The sequence below is a fragment of the Neisseria zalophi genome, assembly GCF_008807015.1.
Classification (GTDB): domain Bacteria; phylum Pseudomonadota; class Gammaproteobacteria; order Burkholderiales; family Neisseriaceae; genus Neisseria; species Neisseria zalophi.
In genome coordinates, this window is the sequence record NZ_CP031700.1 from 2,369,606 (window position 1) to 2,392,202 (window position 22,597).

The following is a 22,597-nucleotide window of genomic DNA, read 5'->3' on the forward strand; positions in this document are numbered from 1 at the left end:
TGTTCACACTTGAATAATCACTCGAAATTCTGTAATCTTATAGAATAAACAACCAACTAGAATTCTGAAATGTCTGAACAATCTCCCCAAGCCAAGCTTACGGTTAAAAATCTTTATAAGATTTTCGGCCCGAACCCCAAAGCAGCACTCAAACTGCATAGCAAAGGATTGGAAAAAGAAGAAATCTTCGCCGAAACCGGCAGTACCGTTGCAGTCGGCGATGTCAACCTTGAAATTTACGAAGGTGAAATTTTTGTCATTATGGGCTTATCCGGCTCAGGAAAATCCACATTAGTCAGACTCTTTAACCGCCTAATCGAACCCAGCCAAGGGCAGGTATTGATTGACGGCGAAGATGTCGTTGCCATGAGTGATGCACGGTTAAGACAAGTGCGCCGTGAAAAAATCAGTATGGTTTTTCAATCTTTCGCACTTATGCCGCATTTAACCAACCGTCAAAATGTTGCCTTTGGCCTTGAGCTTGCCGGCGTGCCGGAAGCCGAACGCAACGAGCGTGCCCAAGTTGCCTTGGATCAAGTTGGTTTGGGTGCATACGGGGAAAGTTATCCCGACGAATTATCCGGCGGAATGCGCCAACGTGTCGGCTTAGCACGCGCCTTGGCAAACGATCCGGCTATTTTATTAATGGATGAAGCTTTTTCAGCATTGGATCCGCTGATTCGTACCGAAATGCAAGACGAACTGATTCAATTGCAAGCCCGCGACAAACGCACCATTATTTTTATTTCACATGATTTAGATGAAGCCATGCGCATCGGCAACCGTATTGCCATTATGCAAAACGGTTCTGTCGTACAAGTCGGTACCCCTGATGAAATTCTCAGACAGCCGGCCAATGATTATGTCCGTTCGTTTTTCAAAGAAGTCAATGTTTCCCAAGTTTATACGGCCGGCGATTTGGCTCGCCGTACCCAACTGACTTTCCCGCACCGTGCCGGCCAGGCCAATATGCGCAGCTTTTTAAAACGCATGAGCGAAAACGACCGCGACTACGGCTTTCTGCTTGATGAAGACAAACATTTTATAGGTGTTATCTCCGTCGAATCGCTAAAAGGGGCTATCACACGAGAAGAACCAATTCAATCAGCCATCTTGCCGGATTTGGAAGCAGTGCCTGCCGATACGCCGATACGCGATATGTTTAACACCGCAGCCCGTTTCCCCTGCCCCGTTCCGATTGTCGATGCCGAAGGGCGGCATGTCGGCTCTATCAGCAAAGCGGTATTGCTGGAAACGTTAAGCCCGCCTGAAGAACCCGAAACTGAAGAAGCCAAAGCAACCGAAGCATAAAAGCTTTTCAGACGGCCTCTTTTTCAGACGGCCTGCCGATAACCCGCATAACAGATATTCAATACTTTCTGTCCGCCACAATATTAAGAAAGGACAAATAATGCCCAGCAGTAATCCTTGGGGGAGTGCCTCCCCCGCCGATGCAGACAATGCCGCTTCAGCAGTAAGCACCGCCTCACAGGCAACTGACACTTCTTCTATGCTTTCCGCCGGCGATGCCGTCGAACAGCCATTTTCTTTATTACACCCCTTCGACCACGCACAAATCCCGTTAGATCAATGGGTAGAGCAAATTGTCGGCTGGATTGTCCAACACTTCCGCGGTTTTTTCTCAGCCATTAAAACCCCTGTTGATTGGACGCTTTCCTCTATCGAAAGCGCTTTACAATCCCTGCCCGCATTAGCACTAATTGCCATTATGGTACTTTTGGCTTGGCAGCTATCCGGTAAAAAACTGGCTTTAGGCACACTGGCCGGCATGCTGTTTATCGGCTTTATCGGCGCATGGTCGGAAATGGTCACCACCTTATCGCTGGTGATTACCACCGTACTTTTCTGTATGTTAATCGGCATTCCCACCGGCATTGCCATGGCAAGCAGTGAAAAGCTGGCCAAAGTCTTGCGCCCGATTTTAGATGCTATGCAGACCACACCCGCTTTCGTTTATTTGGTGCCGATTGTGATGCTGTTCGGTATCGGTAATGTACCCGGCGTGGTGGTAACCATTATTTTCGCCGTGCCGCCCGTTATCCGTTTAACCAACTTAGGTATCCGCCAAGTACCGGAAGACTTAATCGAAGCCGCCCATTCATTTGGCGCGGATACCAAACAAATGCTGTTTAAAGTTCAACTCCCATTGGCCATGCCGACCATTATGGCCGGCGTAAACCAAACCCTGATGCTCAGCCTTTCCATGGTCGTGATTGCCTCTATGATTTCGGTAGGCGGCTTGGGCTTGATGGTATTACGCGGTATCGGCCGCTTAGATATCGGCTTGGCCTCTATCGGCGGCTTGAGCATTGTGATTATGGCTATCGTGCTTGACCGCATGACCCAATCACTCGGCCAAAGCAACCGCAGCCGCGTAAACCGCTGGTATCACACCGGCCCCGTCGGCTTGCTGACACGCCCGTTTAGAAGCAAAAGCACCAACTAATTTTAAACAACACTATTTCTCATTAAATACATTCAATAAACCTACAAAGGAGTAAGAATATGAATAAAACTTTATCATTAACCCTAATGGCTACCGCCTTTGCTTTCGGTTTATCCGCTTGTGGAAACCAACCGCAAGAGGCCGCCCAGTCTTCCAACGACACGGCTACCGAACAAAGCCAACCGGGTAAAGGTGTAAGCGTACAAGCATTGCATAGCCCGATTTCCGAAGAAAGCTTTCAAACACTGGTGATTAACAACCTGCTGAAAGAATTAGGCTATGATGTTCAGCCGGTTAAAGAAGTAGATTACAGCGCCGCCTATACGGCCATTGCCAATGGCGATGCCACTTATCACACTGTTAACTGGGATCCGCTGCACAACGAAATGTATAAAAATGCAGGCGGGGATGACAAATTCTACCGCGAAGGCAACTATATTACCGGTGCCGCACAAGGCTACCTCATTGATAAAAAAACCGCCGACCAATACAACATTACCAATATCGAACAATTTAAAGACCCTAATATTGCTAAATTATTCGATACCGACGGCGACGGCAAAGCCGACTTAACCGGCTGCCAAGCAGGCTGGGGATGTGAAGCCGTTATCGAATATCAGCTTGATGCCTTCAAACTGCGCGACAATATCACCCATAAACAAGGCCAATATGCCGCGATTATTTCCGATACCATCACCCGCTATAAAGACGGCCAACCGGTGTTCTACTACACTTGGACGCCGTATTGGGTATCCGGCAAATTAGTGCCCGGTAAAGATGTCGTATGGCTGCAAGTGCCTTCAAGCGCCAACCCCAGAAACGAAGACACCACCGCGCCGGATGGCAAAAACTATGGCTTTGCCGTAAATAGCGAGCGCATTGTTGCCAATAAAAACTTTGCAGCCGAAAACCCGGCGGCAGCCAAATTATTCGCCGTTGCCGAACTTCCTTTGGAAGACGTAAACGCCGAAAACACCTTGATTGCCGACGGCGAAAGCAGCCCAGAACAAATCCAGCAACATGCCGACAACTGGATTAAAGCCAACCGCGCTACCGTAGACAAATGGTTGGCAGAAGCACGCGCAGCAGCAAAATAATCTTTGCTTGAAAAAAGCACTGCAAATTTTAAGCCCGACTGAAAAAATTTTTCAGTCGGGCTTTTGCTATTGGCAACAATGTTATAATCGCCTCTACAAAATGCCTGAAAGCCATGTGCTATGTATGACCATATTTCTTTTCATACCGAAGAAAACTACCCTGCAGACCTACCTGAAACCAATGCCGCCCACCATATCGGCTATTATTACGCTTGGGCCGTATCGCAAGACCTACACAGCCCCGAAGCAGAAAACCTACCTCAATTCGAAGCACTACAACACGGCACTATTTCGGGCGCTGAATTTGTACTCAACCAATTAAAAGGCGGCATAGATGAAACCTGCTTCAACGACTTAGGCAACCGCTTCACACAATATTATTACAACGACGATGAAGAAGGCTACGGCAATTTTCTGACCGATTATTTCCTAGCTTTAGGTATTGAAGACGAAAACGGCTTCTACCATACAAAAAACACCCCGGCCATCCAACAACGGCTGAATCCGGTGTTTCAGACGGCCTTTGAAGAATGGTTAGATAGCATGAAACCATAAACCGTTCGAACAATGATTTAAATTATAATCCATAATAGAACTAAATTAATCAAGAGAAATATATGACCATATTAGTAACAGGCGGAATGGGCTTTATCGGTTCCCACACCATTGCGGCATTAGCGGAAGCCGGATATGAAAGCATTATTCTAGATAATCTTTTTAATGCATCGCCCAATGTTTTACCCCGTTTAGAGCAGATCACTGGAAAAACTATCCCTTTTTATCACGGCGACGTGCGTGACCGCATATTATTACAAAAAATATTCAATTTGCATAATATTGAAGCTGTGATACATTTTGCCGGATTAAAAGCCGTTGGTGAAAGCGTTCAAAAACCACTTGAATATTATAATAATAATGTTTATGGCAGCATGGTTTTACTTGAAGAAATGCAACGAGCTGGTGTATTTAATATTATATTTAGCTCTACTGCCACTGTCTATGGAATACCGGAAACCATACCATTAACCGAAAACATGCCCACCGGTATGACAACAAATCCATACAGCCAATCCAAATATGTGGTTGAACGCATACTACATGATACTGTTATTTCAGATAGCCGTTGGAGTGCCATTATATTGCGCTACTTCAATCCTGTAGGCGCACATGAGAGTGGTTTAATCGGTGAAAGCCCTAATGGTATCCCGAATAATCTCTTACCCTACATCTGCCAAGTTGCACTAGGAAAAATCAAGCAGCTTAATATATTTGGCAATGACTATCCCACACATGACGGCACAGGCATACGTGACTATATTCATGTTGTCGACTTAGCAGAAGGCCATCTGAAAGCCATGCAAGCCAAACACAACCAACCAGGGCTACATATCTATAATTTAGGTACAGGCAAAGGCCTATCTGTATTAGACATTATTCATGCTTTTGAACAAGCATCACAAATCAAAATACCTTATATTTTCGGACCAAGGCGAGCCGGTGATATTACTGAATACTATGCAGACACCACAAAAGCCGCCACAGAATTAAATTGGCAAGCCAAAAGAAGTTTGCAAGATATTATGCACGACACTTGGCATTGGCAACAGAAAAATCCAAACGGATATGATAAGTAACATATTATAAGGGGCTGACGTAGATTAGCAAACAAGTTAGACTCAAAAAATGAAGATAACTCATTGCAAATTAAGAAAATCTACTCAGAAAAAACTGCTGGAATTTTTTGTACTGGAAGTAACTGCCCGAGCAGCAGCCAATATATTGGGTATTCAAGCCAATTCCGCCATGTTGTTTTATCGAAAAGTCCGGCAGGTGATTGCCTACCATTTAGAACTCGAAGCTGACAAAGTTTTTGCCGGTTCAGTAGAACTTGATGAAAGTTATTTCGGTGGTCGGCGTAAGGGTAAACGTGGTCGCGGGGCAGCCGGTAAAGTAGCAGTATTCGGCATCTTAAAACGCCATGGTAAAGTATATACGGTGGTGGTTGAGAACACCAAGCAATCGACTTTACTGCCTGTTATTAAAAGAAAAATCATGCCTGACAGTATTGTTTATACGGACTGCTATAAAAGCTATGATGTACTGGATGTGAGTGAATTCAGCCATCATCGGATCAATCACTCACAATTATTTGTAGACCGCCATAACCATATCAACAGTATTGAAAACTTTTGGAATCAGGCTAAACGTGTGTTAAGAAAATATAATGGAATTGACAGGAAATCTTTCCCTTTATTCTTGAAAGAATGTGAATTCCGTTTTAACTTTGGGACACCGAAAGAGCAGCTGAAGATACTGCGGATTTGGTGTGATGTTTAGGGTTAATTTACGTCAGCCCCTATTATAAAGAAGATATAAAATGCTAAAAAATTATGTTATCAGCATCAATACAGCATCATCTAGAAGAGCGCATATTACCCAAGAATTCGGCAAACAAAATATCCCTTTTGAATTTTTTGATGCCGTTACCCCCACAAATGGGCTAACTCAATCCATAGCGCGTTTTATACCGGCCTTAGCAGAATACCCCTACCAAACACCTGGGGAGAAATCTTGCTTTATAAGCCATGTTTTACTATTACAAAAATGTATCGACGAGAATCTACCCTATATAGGTATTTTTGAAGATGATATATTACTTGGCGAACATGCCGATTTATTTTTAACACAAGACAATTGGCTTAAAGAGCGCTTTAAACAACAAGATAGTTTTATTATTAAACTAGAAACTTATCTCATGCGAACCAGAACTCAACCAGAATCTTATATTCAACCTTATAATAATCGCTCTTTTCATATCCTCAATGCAGTCCATGTTGGTACAGCTGGGTATATTATTTCCACACAAGCTGCTCGTATTATTCTCCAACAATTCAATACAATACAAAGAGAAAGCATTAAAGCTATTGATATTATGCTATTTAAAAGCTTTCTAAATCACCCAAATTTAAAAATATTTCAATTGCATCCCGCTCTTTGTGTACAAGAAGATAGACAATTAAACGATGCCAGCAAACTTAAAAGTCAATTACACAAGGAAAGAGCACTAAACTGGGAAAAGAACCCAGAACCCAAACCAAAAAGGACATTCCAAGAACATATTATCAGAGCACTAGGTAAGTTCAAGCGTATACAAGAAAAGAAAAAATCTCAAATTGTTCCTTTTAAATAAAAGGAATGAAATACTTATCTCACAAGACAATGGTTATTAAAATGCAAAAAATTAAGGTTGGATTGATTATTGATGAGTTTTTTGGCGGAGCAGAAACAGCATATGGAGGTTATGGATTTTTAGCAAGGCGGCTAATTGCTAAATATATATCCCAAACAATGAAATAGAAATTGATGCTATAAGAAAATTAATAAGCAATGAAGAAAATATGAAAAAAATAGCAAATGATGCCATTAACTATATTAAGGAAGTTCATAATATACCTTCATTTATCACGAATCTTAGAAAAGTTATAATTCTGCCAACTCATAAAAACATACATAAATTATGAATATTATTTTTGCCAGTGACAATAATTACGCCCCTTATTTAGCTACAACATTACTTAGCGTATTAAATAACCATAAAGGGTATCCGATTAAATTTTATATTCTTGATTTAGGAATTAATCCGCTAAATCGAGAAATCATATCTTCACTCGTAGATAAAACACTTAACCAAATTGAATTTATTCCTGTTTCAGAAGATGACTTTAGAAATATGCCTAAAACCATAGACTATATTTCTTTAGCCACATATGCACGCCTAAAACTCACCCAATACTTACCCAATATTGGCCGTGCTATTTATTTAGATATTGATATTTTAGTTAACAATAGTCTCATCCCTTTATGGGAAACAAAATTAGAAGACAAATGGATGGGGGCTTGCCTTGATGCCTTTATTGAATATGAACGCCCTGAATATAAATATAAAATCGGCCTGACAGATAATCAAATATATTTTAATGCTGGTGTGCTATTAATTGATTTAAAAAAATGGAGAACAACTGATATTTATTTAGATGCTATTAACTGGCTGAAACAATATGGTGAAATTATCCACTACCAAGATCAAGACATACTGAATGGGCTACTTAAAGATAAAGTTTTATATTTAAACACCCGTTATAATTTCATGCCCAGCCAAAGAGCACGTTATATAAAATATAAGAAACACCATAATATTTTATTAAGTAATTTAGAAATGCCCACCATGCCTATTGCAATTTGCCATTATTGTGGCCACGATAAAGCATGGCATGCTAATTGTACACATACAAATGCTTATTTATATAGGCAAATATTTAAACAAATTACCGCAGCCCCAGCATCATGGCAAAGCCTATTTGAACATATTAAGCTGAATCAAAAAGTTAAACTACTAAAAAATAGCTTGAGAGATAAATACAAATATAAGATTTACTAATTTTCCAAAACATCTTTAATTTCCTATATTTAAACACCCCCTATTTATGGCTAAGTTCCTTATCACAGGCGGTGCGGGCTTTATCGGCTCGGCAGTTATCCGCCACATTATCAACTACACCCAAGACAGTGTGGTGAATCTTGATAAGCTCACTTATGCGGGGAACTTAGCATCATTAGCTACCATTTCAGATAGCCCGCGTTATGTATTCGAACAGGCGGATATTGGCGATCGTGCGGCACTCGACTGTATTTTCAAACAATACCAACCCCATGCCGTGATGCACCTTGCAGCGGAAAGCCATGTCGATCGTTCCATCGACGGCCCGGCGGCATTTATCGAAACCAATATTGTCGGCACTTATACTTTATTGGAAGCGGCTAGGGCTTATTGGCAGCAGATGCCGTCTGAAAAACAATCGGCATTCCGCTTTCATCATATATCGACCGATGAAGTTTATGGTGATTTGCACGGCTCGGATGCGTTGTTTACCGAAACCACCCCTTATGCCCCCAGCAGCCCCTATTCCGCATCTAAAGCCTCCAGCGATCATCTGGTTCGGGCTTGGCAACGTACTTACGGGCTGCCTGCCATTATCACCAATTGCTCCAATAACTACGGTCCTTGCCATTTTCCGGAAAAACTGATTCCGTTGATGATACTTAATGCCTTAGCCGGCAAGCCCTTGCCCGTATATGGCGACGGTTTGCAAATCAGGGATTGGCTGTTTGTCGAAGATCATGCCCGCGCCCTTTATACCGTGATAACGGAAAGTGCCCCTGCCGAAACCTATAATATCGGCGGTTATAATGAAAAAACCAATCTCGAAGTGGTGCAAACCATTTGCACCTTGCTCGAAGAGTTGGCACCTGAAAAACCCAAAGGTGTTGCAGCGTATCGGGATTTAATCACTTTTGTTGCCGACCGGCCCGGTCACGATATGCGCTACGCCATAGATGCCGCCAAAATTAACCGCGAGCTGGGTTGGAAACCACAGGAAACCTTTGAATCCGGTATGCGCAAAACTGTTATCTGGTATTTGCAAAACCGTGAATGGTGGCAAAATATTCTCAATGGTTCTTACCGATTAACACGTTTGGGTACGCACACAGGAGCACAAAAATGAAAGGCATTATTTTAGCCGGCGGTTCGGGCACAAGGTTATACCCCATTACGCACGGCGTATCCAAACAACTGTTGCCGGTATATAACAAACCGATGATTTATTACCCGTTATCGGTATTGATGTTGGCAGGTATACAGGATATTTTGGTGATTACTACCCCCGAAGACAATGCGGCATTCAAGCGTTTGCTGGGTGACGGTAGTGATTTCGGTATCCGCCTCAGCTATGCCGAACAGCCTAGCCCCGATGGTTTGGCGCAAGCTTTTATTATCGGCGAAGAGTTTATCGGCAATGATAATGTTTGCTTGGTATTGGGGGATAATATTTTTTACGGTCAGTCGTTTACCCAAACCTTACAGCAAGCCGCCACGCGCCAAAACGGTGCGACTGTTTTTGCCTATCAGGTTAAAGATCCGGAGCGTTTCGGCGTTGTAGAATTTGATGAAACATTCAAAGCCCTTTCCATTGAAGAGAAACCGAAACAACCAAAATCGGATTGGGCGGTAACCGGCCTTTATTTCTATGATAACCGTGTAGTGGAATTCGCCAAACGGGTGAAACCATCCGCACGCGGCGAATTGGAAATTACCAGCATTAATCAAATGTATCTTGAAGATGGTTCGTTGAACGTTCAGCTTTTAGGCCGCGGCTTCGCATGGCTGGACACCGGCACGCACGAAAGCTTGTACGAAACAGCAGCTTTTGTCAAAGCTATTGAGAACTTACAAAATATACAAATTGCCTGTTTGGAAGAAATCGCATGGCGCAACGGCTGGCTTTCAGACGGCCAACTCAAAGCCTTGGCCGAACCGCTGTGTCAAAATGAATATGGGCAATATTTAATGTGCTTATTGAAAAACCGTGAACATGCTTAAACTACCTCTGTTTTATCCCACCTACTATCCGCTCAAACAATAGGTTCTTATTACTACAAAAATATATTATGATGAATATCATCCATACCAATATTGCCGATGTCAAAATACTTGAACCGAAGGTTCTTAGCGATGAGCGTGGTTTTTTTATGGAAACCTTCCGAAACGAATGGTTTAGAAGCCATATTTGCGACCGAACTTTTGTACAGGAAAACCATTCCCAATCCGCTGCCCATGTTTTACGCGGCCTGCATTATCAAACTGAGAATACACAAGGCAAGCTGGTTCGTGTGGTTTTCGGCTGTGTTTTTGATGTCGCCGTGGATTTACGCCGCAGCTCACCCACTTTCGGCCATTGGGTAGGCTGGGAGCTTTCCGCTAAAAACAAATACCAGCTTTGGATTCCGGAAGGGTTCGCCCATGGATTTTATGTATTGAGTGACGGTGCAGAACTTGTTTATAAATGCACCGACTACTACAATCCACAATCCGAACATACGCTATTATGGAACGATGAAACCATCGGTATCCATTGGCCGCTAAAAAGCCCTCCACGGTTGCAAACAAAAGATGCTGCCGGTAAAACCTTAGCAGAAGCCGTTTTATTTGATTAACTCAAAACAACTTATTTTTCAGACGGCCTCTTTTTCTACTGCCGAGCCGTCTGAAAACTTACAAAACACAATACTCATGACCCAAAATATTGCCATCAGCATTAATCGTTTCAGCCGCGGCGGCGGCATGGAGAGCTATACCTTTGACCTTATACGGGCTTTCTCCTCCCCAAACCGCCATATCCATGTTTATGCAACAAAATTCGATACCACGCTGCCGGAATACGCTCAAATTGATCCGCAATTGATTAATCAGAAACACACTCCGAAAAAGTTACGGCCATTTTTCTTTACACACCAGCTTCAAAAATACCGGCAGGCAAACGAGCAACTTATTTCCTGCAACCCCAGTGATCATGCCGATATTTTTATCTGCGGCGGTACTCATTTAGGCCATGTTCACAATATATGCCGGGAACCAAACCTTATTAACAAATTGCTCGACAAGCTCACTATCCACCGTAACCGTACTAATTACCGTACTGCCAAATCCATTATGGCGCATTCGGCACTGATGGCACGCGAATTAACCGAGTTTTATGGTGTGCCGTCTGAAAAAATCCGTGTGGTTTACCCGCCCGCCGATACCGAACGTTTCTCACCTGCTTCGCCGGAAGAAATTGCCGCCATTCGCTCACGATACGGATTCAAAGATCACGAAACCGTTTTTCTGTTTCCCTCTACCGGGCATAAGCGCAAAGGTTTCGATATGTTGGCCGATTTTTTCACACAAACCGATCTGCCGGTGAAGCTTGCCGTAGCCGGCTCACCACTGCCCCGGCCAATGAAAAACATTATCGAACTCGGTTTCTGTAAAAACATGCCCGAACTTTACCGCGCTGCCGACTACACGATTATGGCCTCGCTATACGAACCATTCGGCTTAGTCGGTGTAGAATCCATTTTGAGTGGTACCCGTGTTGTATTAGCAGACAATATAGGGTGCACCGAAGTGATGAACGATCAGGCCGGCTTCTTTTTCTCGCGTGCCAACCCCGAAACTTTGGCCGATGCCATACAAAAAGCAGTCGCACTGAAAGAAAGTGGCAAGCACAAGCTGGCTAACCCTGCCGAAGCCTTAACCTACAACCCTTCGTTGCACGAACATTTTGGAGCGCTTCAAGCCATGCTTGAGGCCGTCTGAAAGGCATAAGATGAAACTGATTATTCTCGACCGCGACGGCGTTATTAACCAAGACCGTGACGATTTTGTAAAATCCGTTGATGAGTGGGTACCGCTAAACGGCAGCATGGATGCCATTGCCTTTCTCACCGAAGCCGGTTATACCGTTGCCGTTGCCACCAATCAATCGGGTATCGGCCGTAAACTGTTTACCATGCAGGATTTAACCGAAATGCACAATAAAATGCACCGTTTGGTTTTACAGGCCGGCGGCCGGATAGAAGGCATTTGGTTTTGCCCGCATATGGCCGATGACCATTGCGACTGCCGCAAACCCAAACCCGGCATGGTTATCGATATTTTAGACCGTTTTAAGGCTGATGCTGCTGCAACATGGCTGGTGGGCGATAGTTTACGCGATTTACAAGCCATTGCCGCAGTAGGTGGCAAGCCCGCATTGGTGTTAACAGGGAAAGGTAAAAAAACCTTAGCACAACATAGCGACGAGCTACCTGAAAATACACAAATTTTTAATGACTTGCTTGATTTCTCCCAATACCTGATGCACCAAGAAACACAACAGGCTGCCGATGAAACAGAAGCCGTCTGAAACCCTGATTTAAGAAAGACTTCCCATGCTTTATATCCGCAACCTGATTTACTGGCTGGTTTTAGTCATTATCACCCCGCCGATGTTTCTGCTGATTCTGCCCGCCGCCCTAATACCCAAAGGTGCCAACCGTGTCGGACGGGCATGGGCTTTGATTTTAATGTGGCTGCTTAAAAATGTTATCGGTCTGAAATACCGCGTTATCGGGCGTGAAAACATTCCGACACAACCGTCAATTATTTGTAGCAAACACCAATCCGGTTGGGAAACACTGGCATTGCAAGAAGTATTTCCTCTGCATGTTTATGTTGCCAAAAAAGAATTATTCAAGCTGCCGTTTTTCGGCTGGGGCTTGAAAATTGCCAAAACCATCGGTATTGATCGAAAAAATACCGCTCAAGCCAACCGCCAATTGATCGAACAAGGTTTAGCACGTAAAAAAGAAGGTTTCTGGATTGCGATTTTCCCCGAAGGCACACGCCTGCCTCCCGGACAACGCGGCCGATACAAACTCGGTGCCGCCCGAATGGCCAAAATGTTTAAAATGGATTTGGTTCCGGTCGCCCTCAATAGTGGCGAATTTTGGCCGCGCAACGCCTTTCTGAAATATCCGGGTGAAGTCACCATGGTAATCGGCAAGCCTGTTGCCTACGATAGCGGCACTGCTGACAATATGATGTCAGAATGTGAAAACTGGATTGAAAGCCAACAAAGACAGATTGAAGGCACCGGCCCTTTCGCAGCCCACCGTACCAACAACTAACCATGCGCCTTACCCATACCCTTTCAGACGGCCTGAATATCTTTATCGATCTGAAACGCAGTGCTAAGAAAAATATTATCTTACGCCCGCTTTCGGCAAACAGTATCCACCTTAATATTCCGCCGTATATCAACCACAAACAACTGCAATCATGGTTGGCGAAAAATGAGGCCATCATCCGTAAAATCCTCAGTCGTGCGCCAACAGTTGGTACTACGCTTGAGAATATGCCCGAGCACATCCGCTATCTTGGCGAATACCACAGTCTGCATATTCACAAACTACCCGATATCACGCATACTCCGCCCAATATCCTATTACCCGATATGCCTTGGTCGCAACAAAAAATACAACTCAGGCATTATCTGATCGAACGCGCCGCCGAAATTCTGCTAACACGCCTACACCACCATGCCGAAAATTTATCGCTTATACCGGCCGCTATGGCGTTGAGTAATGCTAAAACCTTTTGGGGTGTATGCCGCAGCCAAACCGGCATACGCCTGAATTGGCGATTAATCGGAGCACCTGATTTTGTGATTGATTATATTTGCATTCATGAATTGTGCCATATACCCCACCCCAACCACAGTAAGCCATTTTGGGCGATGGTAAACCGCCATACCCCGCATACCAATCAGGCCAAACAATGGTTGAAACAATATGGCCATGAATTATTTTTATTAGATGACACAAACAATCAAGCCGTCTGAAAACTTTCAGACGGCTTGAGCTTTAAAGCCATTTAAACTTAGGCTTGTTTCAAAGCTTCTTCCAATTCACCGGCTTCATACATTTCCATCATAATATCGGAACCGCCTAAGAATTCACCGTTCACATACAATTGCGGAATGGTCGGCCAGTTGCTGTATTCTTTAATGCCTTGGCGGACTGCTTCGTTTTCCAACACATTAACGGTCACAAAATCATTGCAACCGGCAGCTTGCAAAAGCTGTACTGCACGAGATGAGAAACCGCACTGCGGAAACTGTTTGGTGCCTTTCATAAACAATACGACACGGTGTGTGTTCACCACTTCTTTAATTTGTTCTTGAATGCTCATATCAATCGACTTCCTGAATAAAAAGAAAAAATCAGCCGCTATTATACGTGTTTTAACCGGCCGACGGTATCTTACTGCTCTTTTTATTACTTAATATAATGCCACCGAAGATGGTTGCAATACCGATTAAGTGATAAAAATAAAATTTCTCGTTTAATAATGTGACCGCGGCCAACACGCCGAAAACAGGAATCAGATAGATAGTCAGCCCTGCACGCAACGCTCCCACGCGAACAATTAACGCGGTATAGCAGCAATATGCCACCAAAGAAGGGAAAATGCCCACATAAGCCAACCCGATAACGGTATTCGTATTCCACACAATCGAACTGCCACCCAACAATTCCCATAAAGCAAATATCAGCAATATCGGCAAAGCCAATATCATCTGCACCGCCATTAAGCCAAAACGGTTGATTTCCAATGGCATATCACGCATCCACAAAGTATAAAACGCCCAACACACCACCGCCAAAAACATCCATAAATCACCGTTATTCGGATGTAAGTCTAAAATATTGCCAAAATTACCCTGCACAATAATAGTGACCACACCAACCAACGACAGCAATAAACCGCTTACCTGAAAACGGTTTAAGGTTTGGCCGTAAAACAATGCGCCAATCAGCATAATCAATATTGGTGAACATGAATTGAGCAACAAGATATTGGTGCCCGAAGTGGTTTGCGCGCCGATATAAACCAAGGTATTGAAAGCCATGATGCCGGTGAGCGCGGTGCCTACCACCCGGACGGCATGTTTTCGGTAGAGCGCCTTATCGTGGCGGATAATTTTCCACACAAACGGCAATAAAATCATCAGCGAAATCAGCCAACGCCCAAACGATAAAGTCAACGGCGGGAAATCACCGCGCAACCCTCGTGCCGCAATGACATTACCCGCCCACAACAGGGGCGGTATCACCAATAACGGCAGATTTTTAAAAACAGAAGTTTGTGCCGTCATTCCATTTCATTCCTTCTATCAACCCACTATGGCAGCAACGGTACGCAACCCAACCCGGCCTGCTCGTCAAAACCAAACATAATATTCATATTTTGAACCGCCTGCCCTGCCGCACCTTTCACCAGATTATCAATCACCGACAGCACAATCCAAACATCTTGCTCCGGCGCGCGCTGCACACTGATACGGCAAAGGTTCGCACCGCGTACACTGCGCGTTTCGGGCGCACTGCCCGACGGCATCACATCGACAAACGGGCTGTTTTTATAAAAACGGCTCAGAATATCGTGCGGATCGGTATCGGGTTTCAAATGCAGATAAATGGTAGCGTGCATGCCGCGTATCATCGGCGTTAAATGGGGAACGAAAATAAAGCTGTCGGCAATATTGCTTTGCAAGCCGTTGATGGTTTGTCTGATTTCCGGCAAATGGCGGTGGCCGCCCACCCCGTATGCTTTAAAATTATCGCCCGCTTCGCAAAACAAGCTGCCGATATTGCCCTTGCGCCCCGCCCCTGAAACCCCTGATTTACAATCGGCAATCAGCGGATAATTTTCTTTCAGACGGCCTTCTTTTAATAAAGGCAGCAACGGCAGGGAAACACAGGTCGGATAGCAGCCGGGCACCGCTACCAAGCGTGCTTCTTTAATGGCATCGTGATTCATTTCACACAAGCCATATACCGCATCGGCAACTGCTTTCGGGCTGGTATGGGTTGTGCCATACCATTTTTCCCAAGTCGGGATATCTTTCAAGCGGTAGTCGGCGGATAAGTCGATCACCCGTACGCCTTTTTCCAATAAGGCCGGCACGTCTTTCATCGCCACCGCATGCGGGGTGGCAAAAAAGACCACGTCACATTGATCCAAAGCGGCATCTTCCGGCTTTTGGAAAACCAAATCATATACACCGCGCAGACTGGGGAAATAATCCGCTACGGCTACGCCCGCTTCGCCACGGCTGGTGACGGCGGTTACGTCAACATTAGGATGCGCCGCCAATAAGCGCAACAATTCGACACCGGTATAACCTGTTGCACCGACAATGCCGACTTTGATAGGGTTTGTCATCATCACTCCTCAAGAATATAAATATCATTATGTAATGTAGCCAAGCCCTTAGTTTAAGTGCAAAAAGGCCGTCTGAAAAGCAACAATCTTTCAGACGGCCTGTTATCTTTAACTTATTAATATTCAGAATGCCTAGCCCGGTTTGCCATCGGCACGCGGCACCACCAACCACGGGATATAGCGGCAGGCATACAACAATAAAGACAAGGCAAATAAAACCGCCGACAAACGAATACTGTGCGTATAAGCCGTTCCCCCGACAAACACCGCCAAAGTGCGCACCACAGTCGCAGCAATCATCAGCCAAAACGCCAGCGGCATCGGTTTAGGCGCAGGATAAATCGAATGGCCGGTATGCCCCAACGCCGTACGCGCCATCATGCCGACCGTGAGCAAGCCGATACCGCCGACACCGATAAAATGTACCCCCAAGCTCAGATAAGCTGGCTTCCATTGTGCCACGCCGACGGTAGCCAAGCCCAAAGCCGTAAACAGATAGCCGGCAAACAAAACCCACAGCATCGGCTCGCGCCATACCGCTTTATGCCACCAACGGAACACCTGTACAAAATTAATCACCCCTGCCGCCAACGCAAACAATGCCGCCAACGGTAATGCGGTTTGAAACAACATCAAAACCGCCGCCAGCATCGGCAACACCAAAGCGGATAAAGCCACCCACATCGGCGTTTGCACTTGCGGGATACCCAGTCGTTTAGAGGTAAAAAACGGCATAATCCTCATCCCCACCAAACCGATAAAGCCCGCCATCATAATCAACCCCGACAATAAGCCGTTCAGCAACGCCTCTGCCTGAAAAGGCTGTAAATAAAGATGAAAAACCGCATGCGTCAGCCCGAAAACAAACAGCGCCACCACGGCAATATAATTACGCGAATTGCGGCTGCGGATAACCGGCAACGCCATACACACCGCCGCATACCAGAAAAATAAAGTACCGAATACCCCGCTAACTGCCGTGCCGTGTGGGAAATACAATGCAATCCGCGCCACCAGCCAGCAAGCGGCTAATCCGAACAAAGCGGCGCCACGGGTCGGCGGCTGTTTGGTCCAAGTGGCCACCGCCGTTAATAAGAATCCCACCACAACCGCACCGGAATAGCCCCAAATCATTTCATGGGCATGCCAATAAAAACCGGGCATATCTGCCGTACCCAGATAACCAAACCCCCACAACAGCACCGAGAACATCCCGAAAAGTGCCGCAAACATATAAAACGGGCGGAAAGCCATCGCCCATACCGGATGAGAAAATAAAGCGTTCATGGTCAAGGTTCCTTATTATCTATTGTCTGATGATCACTATACGGTCAGCCTGTTTTAAATATTTATATCCCCCCCGCAACAACCGTGTGGAATACCAATTATTTTAAGCCGCTATAACATTATTCTTATAGATGACACCGTTTAGGCCGTCTGAAAAGCCATTGCCTAATTCAAAAAAGGCTCGATTGCCGGAAATAATTCCCGTTCTTCAAAACGGGCATGCGCCCGCAATGTCTGCGCAAATTCGGTATTCCAATCGGCATTACTATATTCGGGCTCTGCTATCATCTTTCTTAATAAAGCATGATCCGTTTCAAAACGGTTTTTTAATACAGCATCAATTTGAGGCCAATACGGTGCAAATTGCCGCTCCTCAGATAAAAAATGCGCTAATAATTCCGGCACCTGCGCTTCTATTTCGGCCTGATGGCTGATATGGGGTTCACGTAAAATCCTCAAACACAATACCAGTGCATGATGATGCTCACGGGAAAGTTGAACCAAATAAGGATGGCGTTTTAAAGGTTTCAAAGTTGTATCCGCTGGATTATTTTATAAGTTTCATATATTATGAAACTTATATACAGATGAAGTCAAATAAGCTTATATGTACCTGACACAACACACGGATTACGGATTACGCGTTTTGATTTACACCGCCATCAATGATGACGCATTAGTCAATATCAGCACCATCGCCGATACCTACGCTATTTCCAAAAGCCATCTCATGAAAGTGGTTACCGCTTTGGTTAAAGGCGGTTTTCTTGACAGCATACGCGGCAAAGGCGGCGGCCTAAAGCTTGCCCGCCCGCCGGAAGAAATCAATATCGGCGCCGTCGTGCGGCATTTGGAACCCATGCAACTGGTCGAATGCATGGGGCCGAACAATGAATGTCTGATTACCCCCAACTGCCGTCTTGCCGGTATATTAGGCGGCGGCATCAAAGCTTTCCTCAATTATCTCGACGGTTTCACCTTGGCCGACCTGTTAAATAAACCCACATATAATCTGCTTTATTTTTCTAAAATACATACGCCGCTGGAAACATAAACCACTCATAAATCATAAAACTTTATTTTTAAATAAAAATAAGCCTACCAACTTATAAATTCATTGAACGATACCCAAATTATCTATTTCCTTTCTCATACGCCACTATTGTCTATCCCAAACCAATTGTTATAACATTACATAATTAAGCTGTATGAATATAGGTATGCTCAACCCTATTTCTCAAAAAATCCTACTATAAACCTTAAAATAGTAAATTATTTTAATAACTTATAAATACTCTTTCAAAACATAACATAATGTAAAAACATGCTTTTTTAACACATAAAAGTTTAAAAAAACGTTGCAAACAATAATAATTGCTATTACCATAATTGATTATGAAAAATGAACGCATTCTCCCCCCAACCGCGCTTGTGCTGGTTACCTTTCTACACATGGGTGTTATCGCCCTAGCATGGCAGATAAGGCAACCGGCACAAATCGGTATGGAACATATAGAGTTTATCGATTTAGGAGATTTCGGTGGTGGTGATGGCACTCCGGAAGGTGCCGGTTCGCCTGCACCCGAAGAAACCCCTCCTGCTCCGCCGCAACCCGAACCACCCAAGCCAAAGGCTCAACCCAAGCCTCAGCCCAAACCGAAACCGGTAGTCAAACCTAAAGCCGAACTGAAGCCTGTGATTACAAAAAAAGCACAGGCTGATATACGTCAGCCGAAGCCCGAACCCAAGCCAAAACCGGAGCCGAAGCCTGAACCTCAGCCTAAGCCAGAGCCAAAACCTGAACCTAAACCCGAACCAAAGCCTGAACCCAAGCCGGATCCTAAACCTGCCGAACAAGCCGCGGAAAAACCGGCAACCCAAACAGCCGCTACATCCGATAAACCAGCAGGCAATCAGGTTACATCACCCAACGGCACAGGTAACGGATTAGGCCGCTCAGAAACACAAGGTAGAGGTAGCGGCACCAACGGAACGGGGACAGGCCGAGGACTTGGCAGCGGTGAAGGTAGCGGCAGCAAAACCGGTGCTGGACACGGTAGCAGCATAGGAGGCGGTAGCGGATCAGGTAATGGAGCAGGCAGCAGCCGCGGCAATCCAAACAAAGCCAGCGGCAATATACCCCGCCCCCCTTATCCGCCCTTATCCCGCGAAATGGAAGAAGAAGGTACTGTTCGATTAGCTGTATTGGTTTCTCCTGATGGCAAAGTGGCTAATGTCAGAATAGCTAAAAGCAGCGGCCATGTGCGTTTGGATAGAGCAGCCCAAAGAGCAGCCCAATCAGGCAGATTCAAGCCAAACGGTTGGACGGAATTTAGTGTATCCGTACAATTTTCATTAAGTGACTAATCTTATCTTTAACCGTTTCGTTTCAGACGGCCGCCCTATTAAACCGGCCGTCTGAATAACTGGCTTGAACTGTAAGTAATTTATTTAGAACACAACGTATAAACCGTATTTCATTATTTAACTCTCTGGAAATTATTATGAACTTAGGACTCGTTTTTCAATCTGGTGATTATGTATTAATCAGCGTTTTTGTATTGCTGGTATTAATGAGCATTGTCACATGGACCGTCATCATTATCCGTGCTATCCGACTGTCGCAAGCAAAAAGCGGTAACCGTACTGTCAAACCTTTAATCTGGAATGCCAAAACACTGGAAGAAGCCGTACAAAAAGCCAAAAGTGTTGACGCACCAATGAGTGCCTTAACGCTGGAAGCTGTTCGCGCTCATCAAAACTACAATAAACACAAAGATACTCAAATTGCTGCCGCAGTACCGCTTAATGAATACCTGGTTCGCCAAATCCGCAACAGCATGAGCCAAATCTTGCGTCGTTTCGACGGCGGTTTGACCGCATTGGCCTCTATCGGTGCCACCGCACCGTTTATCGGGCTGTTCGGTACGGTTTGGGGGATTTACCACGCCCTGATCAATATCAGCCAAAGCGGACAAATGAGTATTGCTGCCGTTGCCGGCCCGATTGGTGAAGCTTTGGTGGCTACCGCTGCCGGTTTGTTTGTGGCGATTCCCGCCGTATTAGCCTACAACTTCCTTGTACGCGGCAATAAAACCCTTGCCCAAGATATGGATGCTTTCGCACACGACTTCCATGTCCAACTACTGAACAATAAGGACTAAAAAATGGCATTCGGATCAATGAACTCCGGTGAAGATGCACCGATGGCCGACATCAACGTGACTCCGTTGGTTGATGTGATGCTGGTATTGCTGATTGTATTTATGATTACCATGCCGGTATTGACACACTCTATTCCTTTACAACTGCCGACAGCTTCGGAAGATGCTCCGGAAACCATACAGCCTAAAGACCCCCTGCGCCTAACCATCTCGGCAGAAGGTGCTTATATGATTGGTGCGGAATCCACCACCGAAAAAAGCTTGGAAGAGGTTACCGCCGAGCTCAAGCAGGCTAAAGCAGAAAATGAAGATCTGATTGTGGCGATTGCCGCCGATAAAGCCGTTGAATACGATTTTGTCGCCCAAGCTCTGCAAGCTGCCCGTGAGGCTGGCGTTAGCAAAATCGGTTTTGTAACGGAAACCCGAGCAGAAGGCAACTAATCACTTGGTAAATATTCGCCCTTAACCAGAGAGGCCGTCTGAAATATTTTCAGACGGCCTCTTTGATTTGTGCATATTCAATTAAATCTTATCATGATTCGGAATGTGTAGCCTGCAACCATTCCTGTGCAGAAGCCGCGTCATCAAAATATTTTGGGTGTTGTTGGGTAATCAGACTGGATAAGCGTGTACCCAGTTTAATCCATACATCATCTACCACAATGGCAATCCGACCAAAGTCATTTTCATGTTCACGCATGAATTTCAACTGTTCAACCGCCATATCAATCGTAAAATCTTTCAACATGCTTAAATCAAGCAACATATCGGGGCGGTGGATTTTTTGCGTACATTCCAAAGCGGCATTTTCGAATTCATAGAAATCTTCCACCGTAAATTCATTATACAAAGCCACATTCAAACCATAAGCCTGCTCACGGATAGAAATCATTATGTACTCCTCATTATTGTTATTTGAAAAATTTGAGCTTATTCAGCCAAGCCGGCGGTAAGCTGCTTAAAATACCACTTATTACAATAATACCCATTCCCAACACTTCCTGCCAGCTGATTTTATCACCAAAAAGCCATACCCCACCAAGCGATGAAAAAACCACCGTTAAATAAGAAAGTGAAGCCACCGTAAATTTCTGCCCTACTTTATAGGCATAAGTCATGCACAATTGCGCCACCAATGCCGAGGCACCGATACCGATCAGATAAGGCAACGTCTCCCAAGTAAGCGAATGCCATCCGCTAATCGTCGTCCATATTCCCGCTAAAGCCATGCCCACCAGCGATAGATAAAAAACGACCCGCCAGCCCGGTTCGCCGAGCAGGGAAAGTTCGCGTACCTGCAAATAAGCCCAACCGGCCAATAATCCGCCGCACAGCCCGACCAATGCCGCCCACTCCTGCCCGCCTTGAAAAGACGGATTCAATAATAAAACCACGCCGATAAAGCCCAATATCAAAACCGCAAACGTATATAAAGATATTTTTTCCCTTAATACCACAAAAGACAATATGGCCAGAAAAATAGAAGAGGTATAGCCGAGTGTGACACCGGTTGCCAACGGCAAATGCATAATGGCATAAAAAATACAAAACATGCCGAGTGTGCCCGAAACGCTGCGGCTTAAATGGGCTTTCCAATAAGGCGTTCGAAACGTTTTCCCCTGCATCTTAGCCATTGCGCCGAGAAAAACAGCCGAAAAACCCATACGCCAAAACACCAGCTCGCTCGAACTGAAGCCGAACTTTACCGAAGCGGCTTTAATCCCAAAATTCATTATCGTAAAACAAACGGCGGCAATAACCATCCAACCCGAACCAAGCGGATCACGAGTCTCTTGAACATTCATCATTAAATACGGATATCAAACAAAAATAAGTGCCATCATACTTAGGTCGGCAAAAACTGTACATAAAAGGCAACCAAAGCCGAACAGAATATATCTGCCGCTCCGTTTATTCACTATAATCGAGGCTT

Annotated in this window: 27 protein-coding genes; 20 read left to right on the forward strand and 7 right to left on the reverse strand. The window is 44.9% G+C overall.

The annotated features are described in order from the left end of the window. Nucleotides 1-69: 69 nt before the first annotated feature. The 16 genes from proV to D0T92_RS11120 all read left to right on the forward strand — a co-directional run bounded on the left by proV (nucleotide 70) and on the right by D0T92_RS11120 (nucleotide 13,826). The gene (gene proV / locus D0T92_RS11045) at nucleotides 70-1,311 is read left to right on the forward strand and encodes a glycine betaine/L-proline ABC transporter ATP-binding protein ProV (RefSeq protein WP_151052863.1); all 1,242 of its coding nucleotides are present in this window, start codon (nucleotides 70-72) and stop codon (nucleotides 1,309-1,311) included. Nucleotides 1,312-1,411: 100 nt separating this feature from the next. Continuing rightward, nucleotides 1,412-2,467, forward strand: coding sequence for a glycine betaine/L-proline ABC transporter permease ProW (gene proW / locus D0T92_RS11050; RefSeq protein WP_151052865.1), 1,056 nt, complete (start codon nucleotides 1,412-1,414; stop codon nucleotides 2,465-2,467). 59 nt (nucleotides 2,468-2,526) lie between these two features. Beyond that, on the forward strand, nucleotides 2,527-3,564 hold the full coding sequence (proX, locus tag D0T92_RS11055; protein WP_151052867.1) for a glycine betaine/L-proline ABC transporter substrate-binding protein ProX: 1,038 nt from the start codon (nucleotides 2,527-2,529) through the stop codon (nucleotides 3,562-3,564). Between the two features lie 120 nt (nucleotides 3,565-3,684). After that, nucleotides 3,685-4,119 carry a DUF7832 domain-containing protein gene (locus D0T92_RS11060; protein WP_151052869.1) on the forward strand — a complete coding sequence of 145 codons (435 nt, stop codon included), beginning with the start codon at nucleotides 3,685-3,687 and terminating at the stop codon, nucleotides 4,117-4,119. A 62-nt stretch (nucleotides 4,120-4,181) separates the two neighbouring features. Further along, nucleotides 4,182-5,198, forward strand: a complete 1,017-nt coding sequence (galE, locus tag D0T92_RS11065; RefSeq protein ID WP_151052870.1) for a UDP-glucose 4-epimerase GalE — start codon at nucleotides 4,182-4,184, stop codon at nucleotides 5,196-5,198. 49 nt (nucleotides 5,199-5,247) lie between these two features. Further along, nucleotides 5,248-5,901: an IS1595 family transposase gene (locus tag D0T92_RS11070; protein WP_151052871.1), complete on the forward strand. Its 654-nt coding sequence runs from the start codon at nucleotides 5,248-5,250 to the stop codon at nucleotides 5,899-5,901. Between the two features lie 40 nt (nucleotides 5,902-5,941). After that, on the forward strand, nucleotides 5,942-6,754 hold the full coding sequence (locus tag D0T92_RS11075; RefSeq protein WP_151052872.1) for a glycosyltransferase family 25 protein: 813 nt from the start codon (nucleotides 5,942-5,944) through the stop codon (nucleotides 6,752-6,754). A gap of 5 nt (nucleotides 6,755-6,759) precedes the next feature. Beyond that, nucleotides 6,760-6,921 (forward strand): hypothetical protein, encoded by a 162-nt coding sequence (locus tag D0T92_RS11080; RefSeq protein ID WP_225315114.1) that lies wholly within the window; start codon nucleotides 6,760-6,762, stop codon nucleotides 6,919-6,921. 160 nt (nucleotides 6,922-7,081) lie between these two features. Further along, nucleotides 7,082-8,002 (forward strand): glycosyltransferase family 8 protein, encoded by a 921-nt coding sequence (locus tag D0T92_RS11085; protein ID WP_151052873.1) that lies wholly within the window; start codon nucleotides 7,082-7,084, stop codon nucleotides 8,000-8,002. Between the two features lie 46 nt (nucleotides 8,003-8,048). Next, nucleotides 8,049-9,128 carry a dTDP-glucose 4,6-dehydratase gene (gene rfbB / locus D0T92_RS11090; protein WP_151052874.1) on the forward strand — a complete coding sequence of 360 codons (1,080 nt, stop codon included), beginning with the start codon at nucleotides 8,049-8,051 and terminating at the stop codon, nucleotides 9,126-9,128. Next, nucleotides 9,125-10,003, forward strand: a complete 879-nt coding sequence (rfbA, locus tag D0T92_RS11095) for a glucose-1-phosphate thymidylyltransferase RfbA (protein WP_151052875.1) — start codon at nucleotides 9,125-9,127, stop codon at nucleotides 10,001-10,003. The genes rfbB and rfbA overlap by 4 nt, the downstream gene beginning before the upstream one ends. A 71-nt stretch (nucleotides 10,004-10,074) precedes the next feature. Further along, the gene (gene rfbC / locus D0T92_RS11100) at nucleotides 10,075-10,617 is read left to right on the forward strand and encodes a dTDP-4-dehydrorhamnose 3,5-epimerase (protein WP_151053071.1); all 543 of its coding nucleotides are present in this window, start codon (nucleotides 10,075-10,077) and stop codon (nucleotides 10,615-10,617) included. Between the two features lie 76 nt (nucleotides 10,618-10,693). Next, entirely contained in the window at nucleotides 10,694-11,761 is a 1,068-nt protein-coding gene (locus tag D0T92_RS11105; protein WP_151053072.1) for a glycosyltransferase family 4 protein, read from the forward strand. Between the two features lie 10 nt (nucleotides 11,762-11,771). Beyond that, nucleotides 11,772-12,350, forward strand: a complete 579-nt coding sequence (gmhB, locus tag D0T92_RS11110; protein ID WP_151052876.1) for a D-glycero-beta-D-manno-heptose 1,7-bisphosphate 7-phosphatase — start codon at nucleotides 11,772-11,774, stop codon at nucleotides 12,348-12,350. 25 nt (nucleotides 12,351-12,375) lie between these two features. Next, on the forward strand, nucleotides 12,376-13,113 hold the full coding sequence (locus D0T92_RS11115; RefSeq protein ID WP_151052877.1) for a lysophospholipid acyltransferase family protein: 738 nt from the start codon (nucleotides 12,376-12,378) through the stop codon (nucleotides 13,111-13,113). Between the two features lie 2 nt (nucleotides 13,114-13,115). Further along, nucleotides 13,116-13,826 (forward strand): M48 family metallopeptidase, encoded by a 711-nt coding sequence (locus D0T92_RS11120; protein ID WP_151052878.1) that lies wholly within the window; start codon nucleotides 13,116-13,118, stop codon nucleotides 13,824-13,826. A 38-nt stretch (nucleotides 13,827-13,864) separates the two neighbouring features. Here D0T92_RS11120 and grxD read toward each other — a convergent pair whose 3' ends face one another. The 5 genes from grxD to D0T92_RS11145 all read right to left on the reverse strand — a co-directional run bounded on the left by grxD (nucleotide 13,865) and on the right by D0T92_RS11145 (nucleotide 18,031). After that, the gene (gene grxD, locus D0T92_RS11125; protein ID WP_151052879.1) at nucleotides 13,865-14,176 is read right to left on the reverse strand and encodes a Grx4 family monothiol glutaredoxin; all 312 of its coding nucleotides are present in this window, start codon (nucleotides 14,174-14,176) and stop codon (nucleotides 13,865-13,867) included. Nucleotides 14,177-14,228: 52 nt separating this feature from the next. Continuing rightward, a complete protein-coding gene (locus D0T92_RS11130) occupies nucleotides 14,229-15,143 on the reverse strand; it encodes a DMT family transporter (RefSeq protein ID WP_151052880.1) in 915 nt (304 codons plus the stop codon). Between the two features lie 26 nt (nucleotides 15,144-15,169). Continuing rightward, nucleotides 15,170-16,213: an N-acetyl-gamma-glutamyl-phosphate reductase gene (gene argC / locus D0T92_RS11135; RefSeq protein WP_151053073.1), complete on the reverse strand. Its 1,044-nt coding sequence runs from the start codon at nucleotides 16,211-16,213 to the stop codon at nucleotides 15,170-15,172. Nucleotides 16,214-16,345: 132 nt separating this feature from the next. Beyond that, nucleotides 16,346-17,500 (reverse strand): NnrS family protein, encoded by a 1,155-nt coding sequence (locus tag D0T92_RS11140; RefSeq protein ID WP_151052881.1) that lies wholly within the window; start codon nucleotides 17,498-17,500, stop codon nucleotides 16,346-16,348. A 165-nt stretch (nucleotides 17,501-17,665) separates the two neighbouring features. Next, complete coding sequence (locus D0T92_RS11145; protein ID WP_151052882.1) at nucleotides 17,666-18,031, reverse strand: hemerythrin domain-containing protein; 366 nt, start codon at nucleotides 18,029-18,031, stop codon at nucleotides 17,666-17,668. A 76-nt stretch (nucleotides 18,032-18,107) separates the two neighbouring features. Here D0T92_RS11145 and D0T92_RS11150 point away from each other — a divergent pair, with 76 nt between their 5' ends. The 4 genes from D0T92_RS11150 (at nucleotide 18,108) to D0T92_RS11165 (ending at nucleotide 21,105) form a co-directional block, all read left to right on the forward strand. Beyond that, nucleotides 18,108-18,554 carry an Rrf2 family transcriptional regulator gene (locus D0T92_RS11150; protein ID WP_151052883.1) on the forward strand — a complete coding sequence of 149 codons (447 nt, stop codon included), beginning with the start codon at nucleotides 18,108-18,110 and terminating at the stop codon, nucleotides 18,552-18,554. 341 nt (nucleotides 18,555-18,895) lie between these two features. Beyond that, nucleotides 18,896-19,867, forward strand: coding sequence for an energy transducer TonB (locus D0T92_RS11155; RefSeq protein ID WP_151052884.1), 972 nt, complete (start codon nucleotides 18,896-18,898; stop codon nucleotides 19,865-19,867). Nucleotides 19,868-20,004: 137 nt separating this feature from the next. Next, nucleotides 20,005-20,664, forward strand: a complete 660-nt coding sequence (locus D0T92_RS11160) for a MotA/TolQ/ExbB proton channel family protein (protein WP_151052885.1) — start codon at nucleotides 20,005-20,007, stop codon at nucleotides 20,662-20,664. Between the two features lie 3 nt (nucleotides 20,665-20,667). Next, a complete protein-coding gene (locus D0T92_RS11165; RefSeq protein WP_151052886.1) occupies nucleotides 20,668-21,105 on the forward strand; it encodes an ExbD/TolR family protein in 438 nt (145 codons plus the stop codon). Between the two features lie 91 nt (nucleotides 21,106-21,196). Here the strand turns inward: D0T92_RS11165 and D0T92_RS11170 are convergent, their stop codons facing one another. Both D0T92_RS11170 and D0T92_RS11175 read right to left on the reverse strand, forming a co-directional pair. Then, complete coding sequence (locus D0T92_RS11170; RefSeq protein ID WP_151052887.1) at nucleotides 21,197-21,556, reverse strand: SpoIIAA family protein; 360 nt, start codon at nucleotides 21,554-21,556, stop codon at nucleotides 21,197-21,199. 19 nt (nucleotides 21,557-21,575) lie between these two features. Next, nucleotides 21,576-22,469, reverse strand: a complete 894-nt coding sequence (locus D0T92_RS11175) for a DMT family transporter (protein ID WP_151053074.1) — start codon at nucleotides 22,467-22,469, stop codon at nucleotides 21,576-21,578. Nucleotides 22,470-22,597: the final 128 nt, after the last annotated feature.

Coding starts and splice junctions, on each gene's coding strand:
- rfbC (WP_151053071.1), top strand. CDS start 10,075: ATGAATATCATCCATACCAATATTGCCGATGTCAAAATACTTGAACCG.
- D0T92_RS11160 (WP_151052885.1), top strand. CDS start 20,005: ATGAACTTAGGACTCGTTTTTCAATCTGGTGATTATGTATTAATCAGC.
- D0T92_RS11175 (WP_151053074.1), bottom strand. CDS start 22,469: ATGAATGTTCAAGAGACTCGTGATCCGCTTGGTTCGGGTTGGATGGTT.
- proW (WP_151052865.1), top strand. CDS start 1,412: ATGCCCAGCAGTAATCCTTGGGGGAGTGCCTCCCCCGCCGATGCAGAC.
- D0T92_RS11165 (WP_151052886.1), top strand. CDS start 20,668: ATGGCATTCGGATCAATGAACTCCGGTGAAGATGCACCGATGGCCGAC.
- galE (WP_151052870.1), top strand. CDS start 4,182: ATGACCATATTAGTAACAGGCGGAATGGGCTTTATCGGTTCCCACACC.
- D0T92_RS11130 (WP_151052880.1), bottom strand. CDS start 15,143: ATGACGGCACAAACTTCTGTTTTTAAAAATCTGCCGTTATTGGTGATA.
- gmhB (WP_151052876.1), top strand. CDS start 11,772: ATGAAACTGATTATTCTCGACCGCGACGGCGTTATTAACCAAGACCGT.
- D0T92_RS11150 (WP_151052883.1), top strand. CDS start 18,108: ATGTACCTGACACAACACACGGATTACGGATTACGCGTTTTGATTTAC.
- D0T92_RS11060 (WP_151052869.1), top strand. CDS start 3,685: ATGTATGACCATATTTCTTTTCATACCGAAGAAAACTACCCTGCAGAC.
- D0T92_RS11080 (WP_225315114.1), top strand. CDS start 6,760: ATGAAATACTTATCTCACAAGACAATGGTTATTAAAATGCAAAAAATT.
- D0T92_RS11075 (WP_151052872.1), top strand. CDS start 5,942: ATGCTAAAAAATTATGTTATCAGCATCAATACAGCATCATCTAGAAGA.
- D0T92_RS11105 (WP_151053072.1), top strand. CDS start 10,694: ATGACCCAAAATATTGCCATCAGCATTAATCGTTTCAGCCGCGGCGGC.
- proX (WP_151052867.1), top strand. CDS start 2,527: ATGAATAAAACTTTATCATTAACCCTAATGGCTACCGCCTTTGCTTTC.
- D0T92_RS11085 (WP_151052873.1), top strand. CDS start 7,082: ATGAATATTATTTTTGCCAGTGACAATAATTACGCCCCTTATTTAGCT.
- proV (WP_151052863.1), top strand. CDS start 70: ATGTCTGAACAATCTCCCCAAGCCAAGCTTACGGTTAAAAATCTTTAT.
- D0T92_RS11115 (WP_151052877.1), top strand. CDS start 12,376: ATGCTTTATATCCGCAACCTGATTTACTGGCTGGTTTTAGTCATTATC.
- rfbB (WP_151052874.1), top strand. CDS start 8,049: ATGGCTAAGTTCCTTATCACAGGCGGTGCGGGCTTTATCGGCTCGGCA.
- argC (WP_151053073.1), bottom strand. CDS start 16,213: ATGACAAACCCTATCAAAGTCGGCATTGTCGGTGCAACAGGTTATACC.
- grxD (WP_151052879.1), bottom strand. CDS start 14,176: ATGAGCATTCAAGAACAAATTAAAGAAGTGGTGAACACACACCGTGTC.
- D0T92_RS11140 (WP_151052881.1), bottom strand. CDS start 17,500: ATGAACGCTTTATTTTCTCATCCGGTATGGGCGATGGCTTTCCGCCCG.
- D0T92_RS11120 (WP_151052878.1), top strand. CDS start 13,116: ATGCGCCTTACCCATACCCTTTCAGACGGCCTGAATATCTTTATCGAT.
- D0T92_RS11170 (WP_151052887.1), bottom strand. CDS start 21,556: ATGATTTCTATCCGTGAGCAGGCTTATGGTTTGAATGTGGCTTTGTAT.
- D0T92_RS11070 (WP_151052871.1), top strand. CDS start 5,248: ATGAAGATAACTCATTGCAAATTAAGAAAATCTACTCAGAAAAAACTG.
- rfbA (WP_151052875.1), top strand. CDS start 9,125: ATGAAAGGCATTATTTTAGCCGGCGGTTCGGGCACAAGGTTATACCCC.
- D0T92_RS11155 (WP_151052884.1), top strand. CDS start 18,896: ATGAAAAATGAACGCATTCTCCCCCCAACCGCGCTTGTGCTGGTTACC.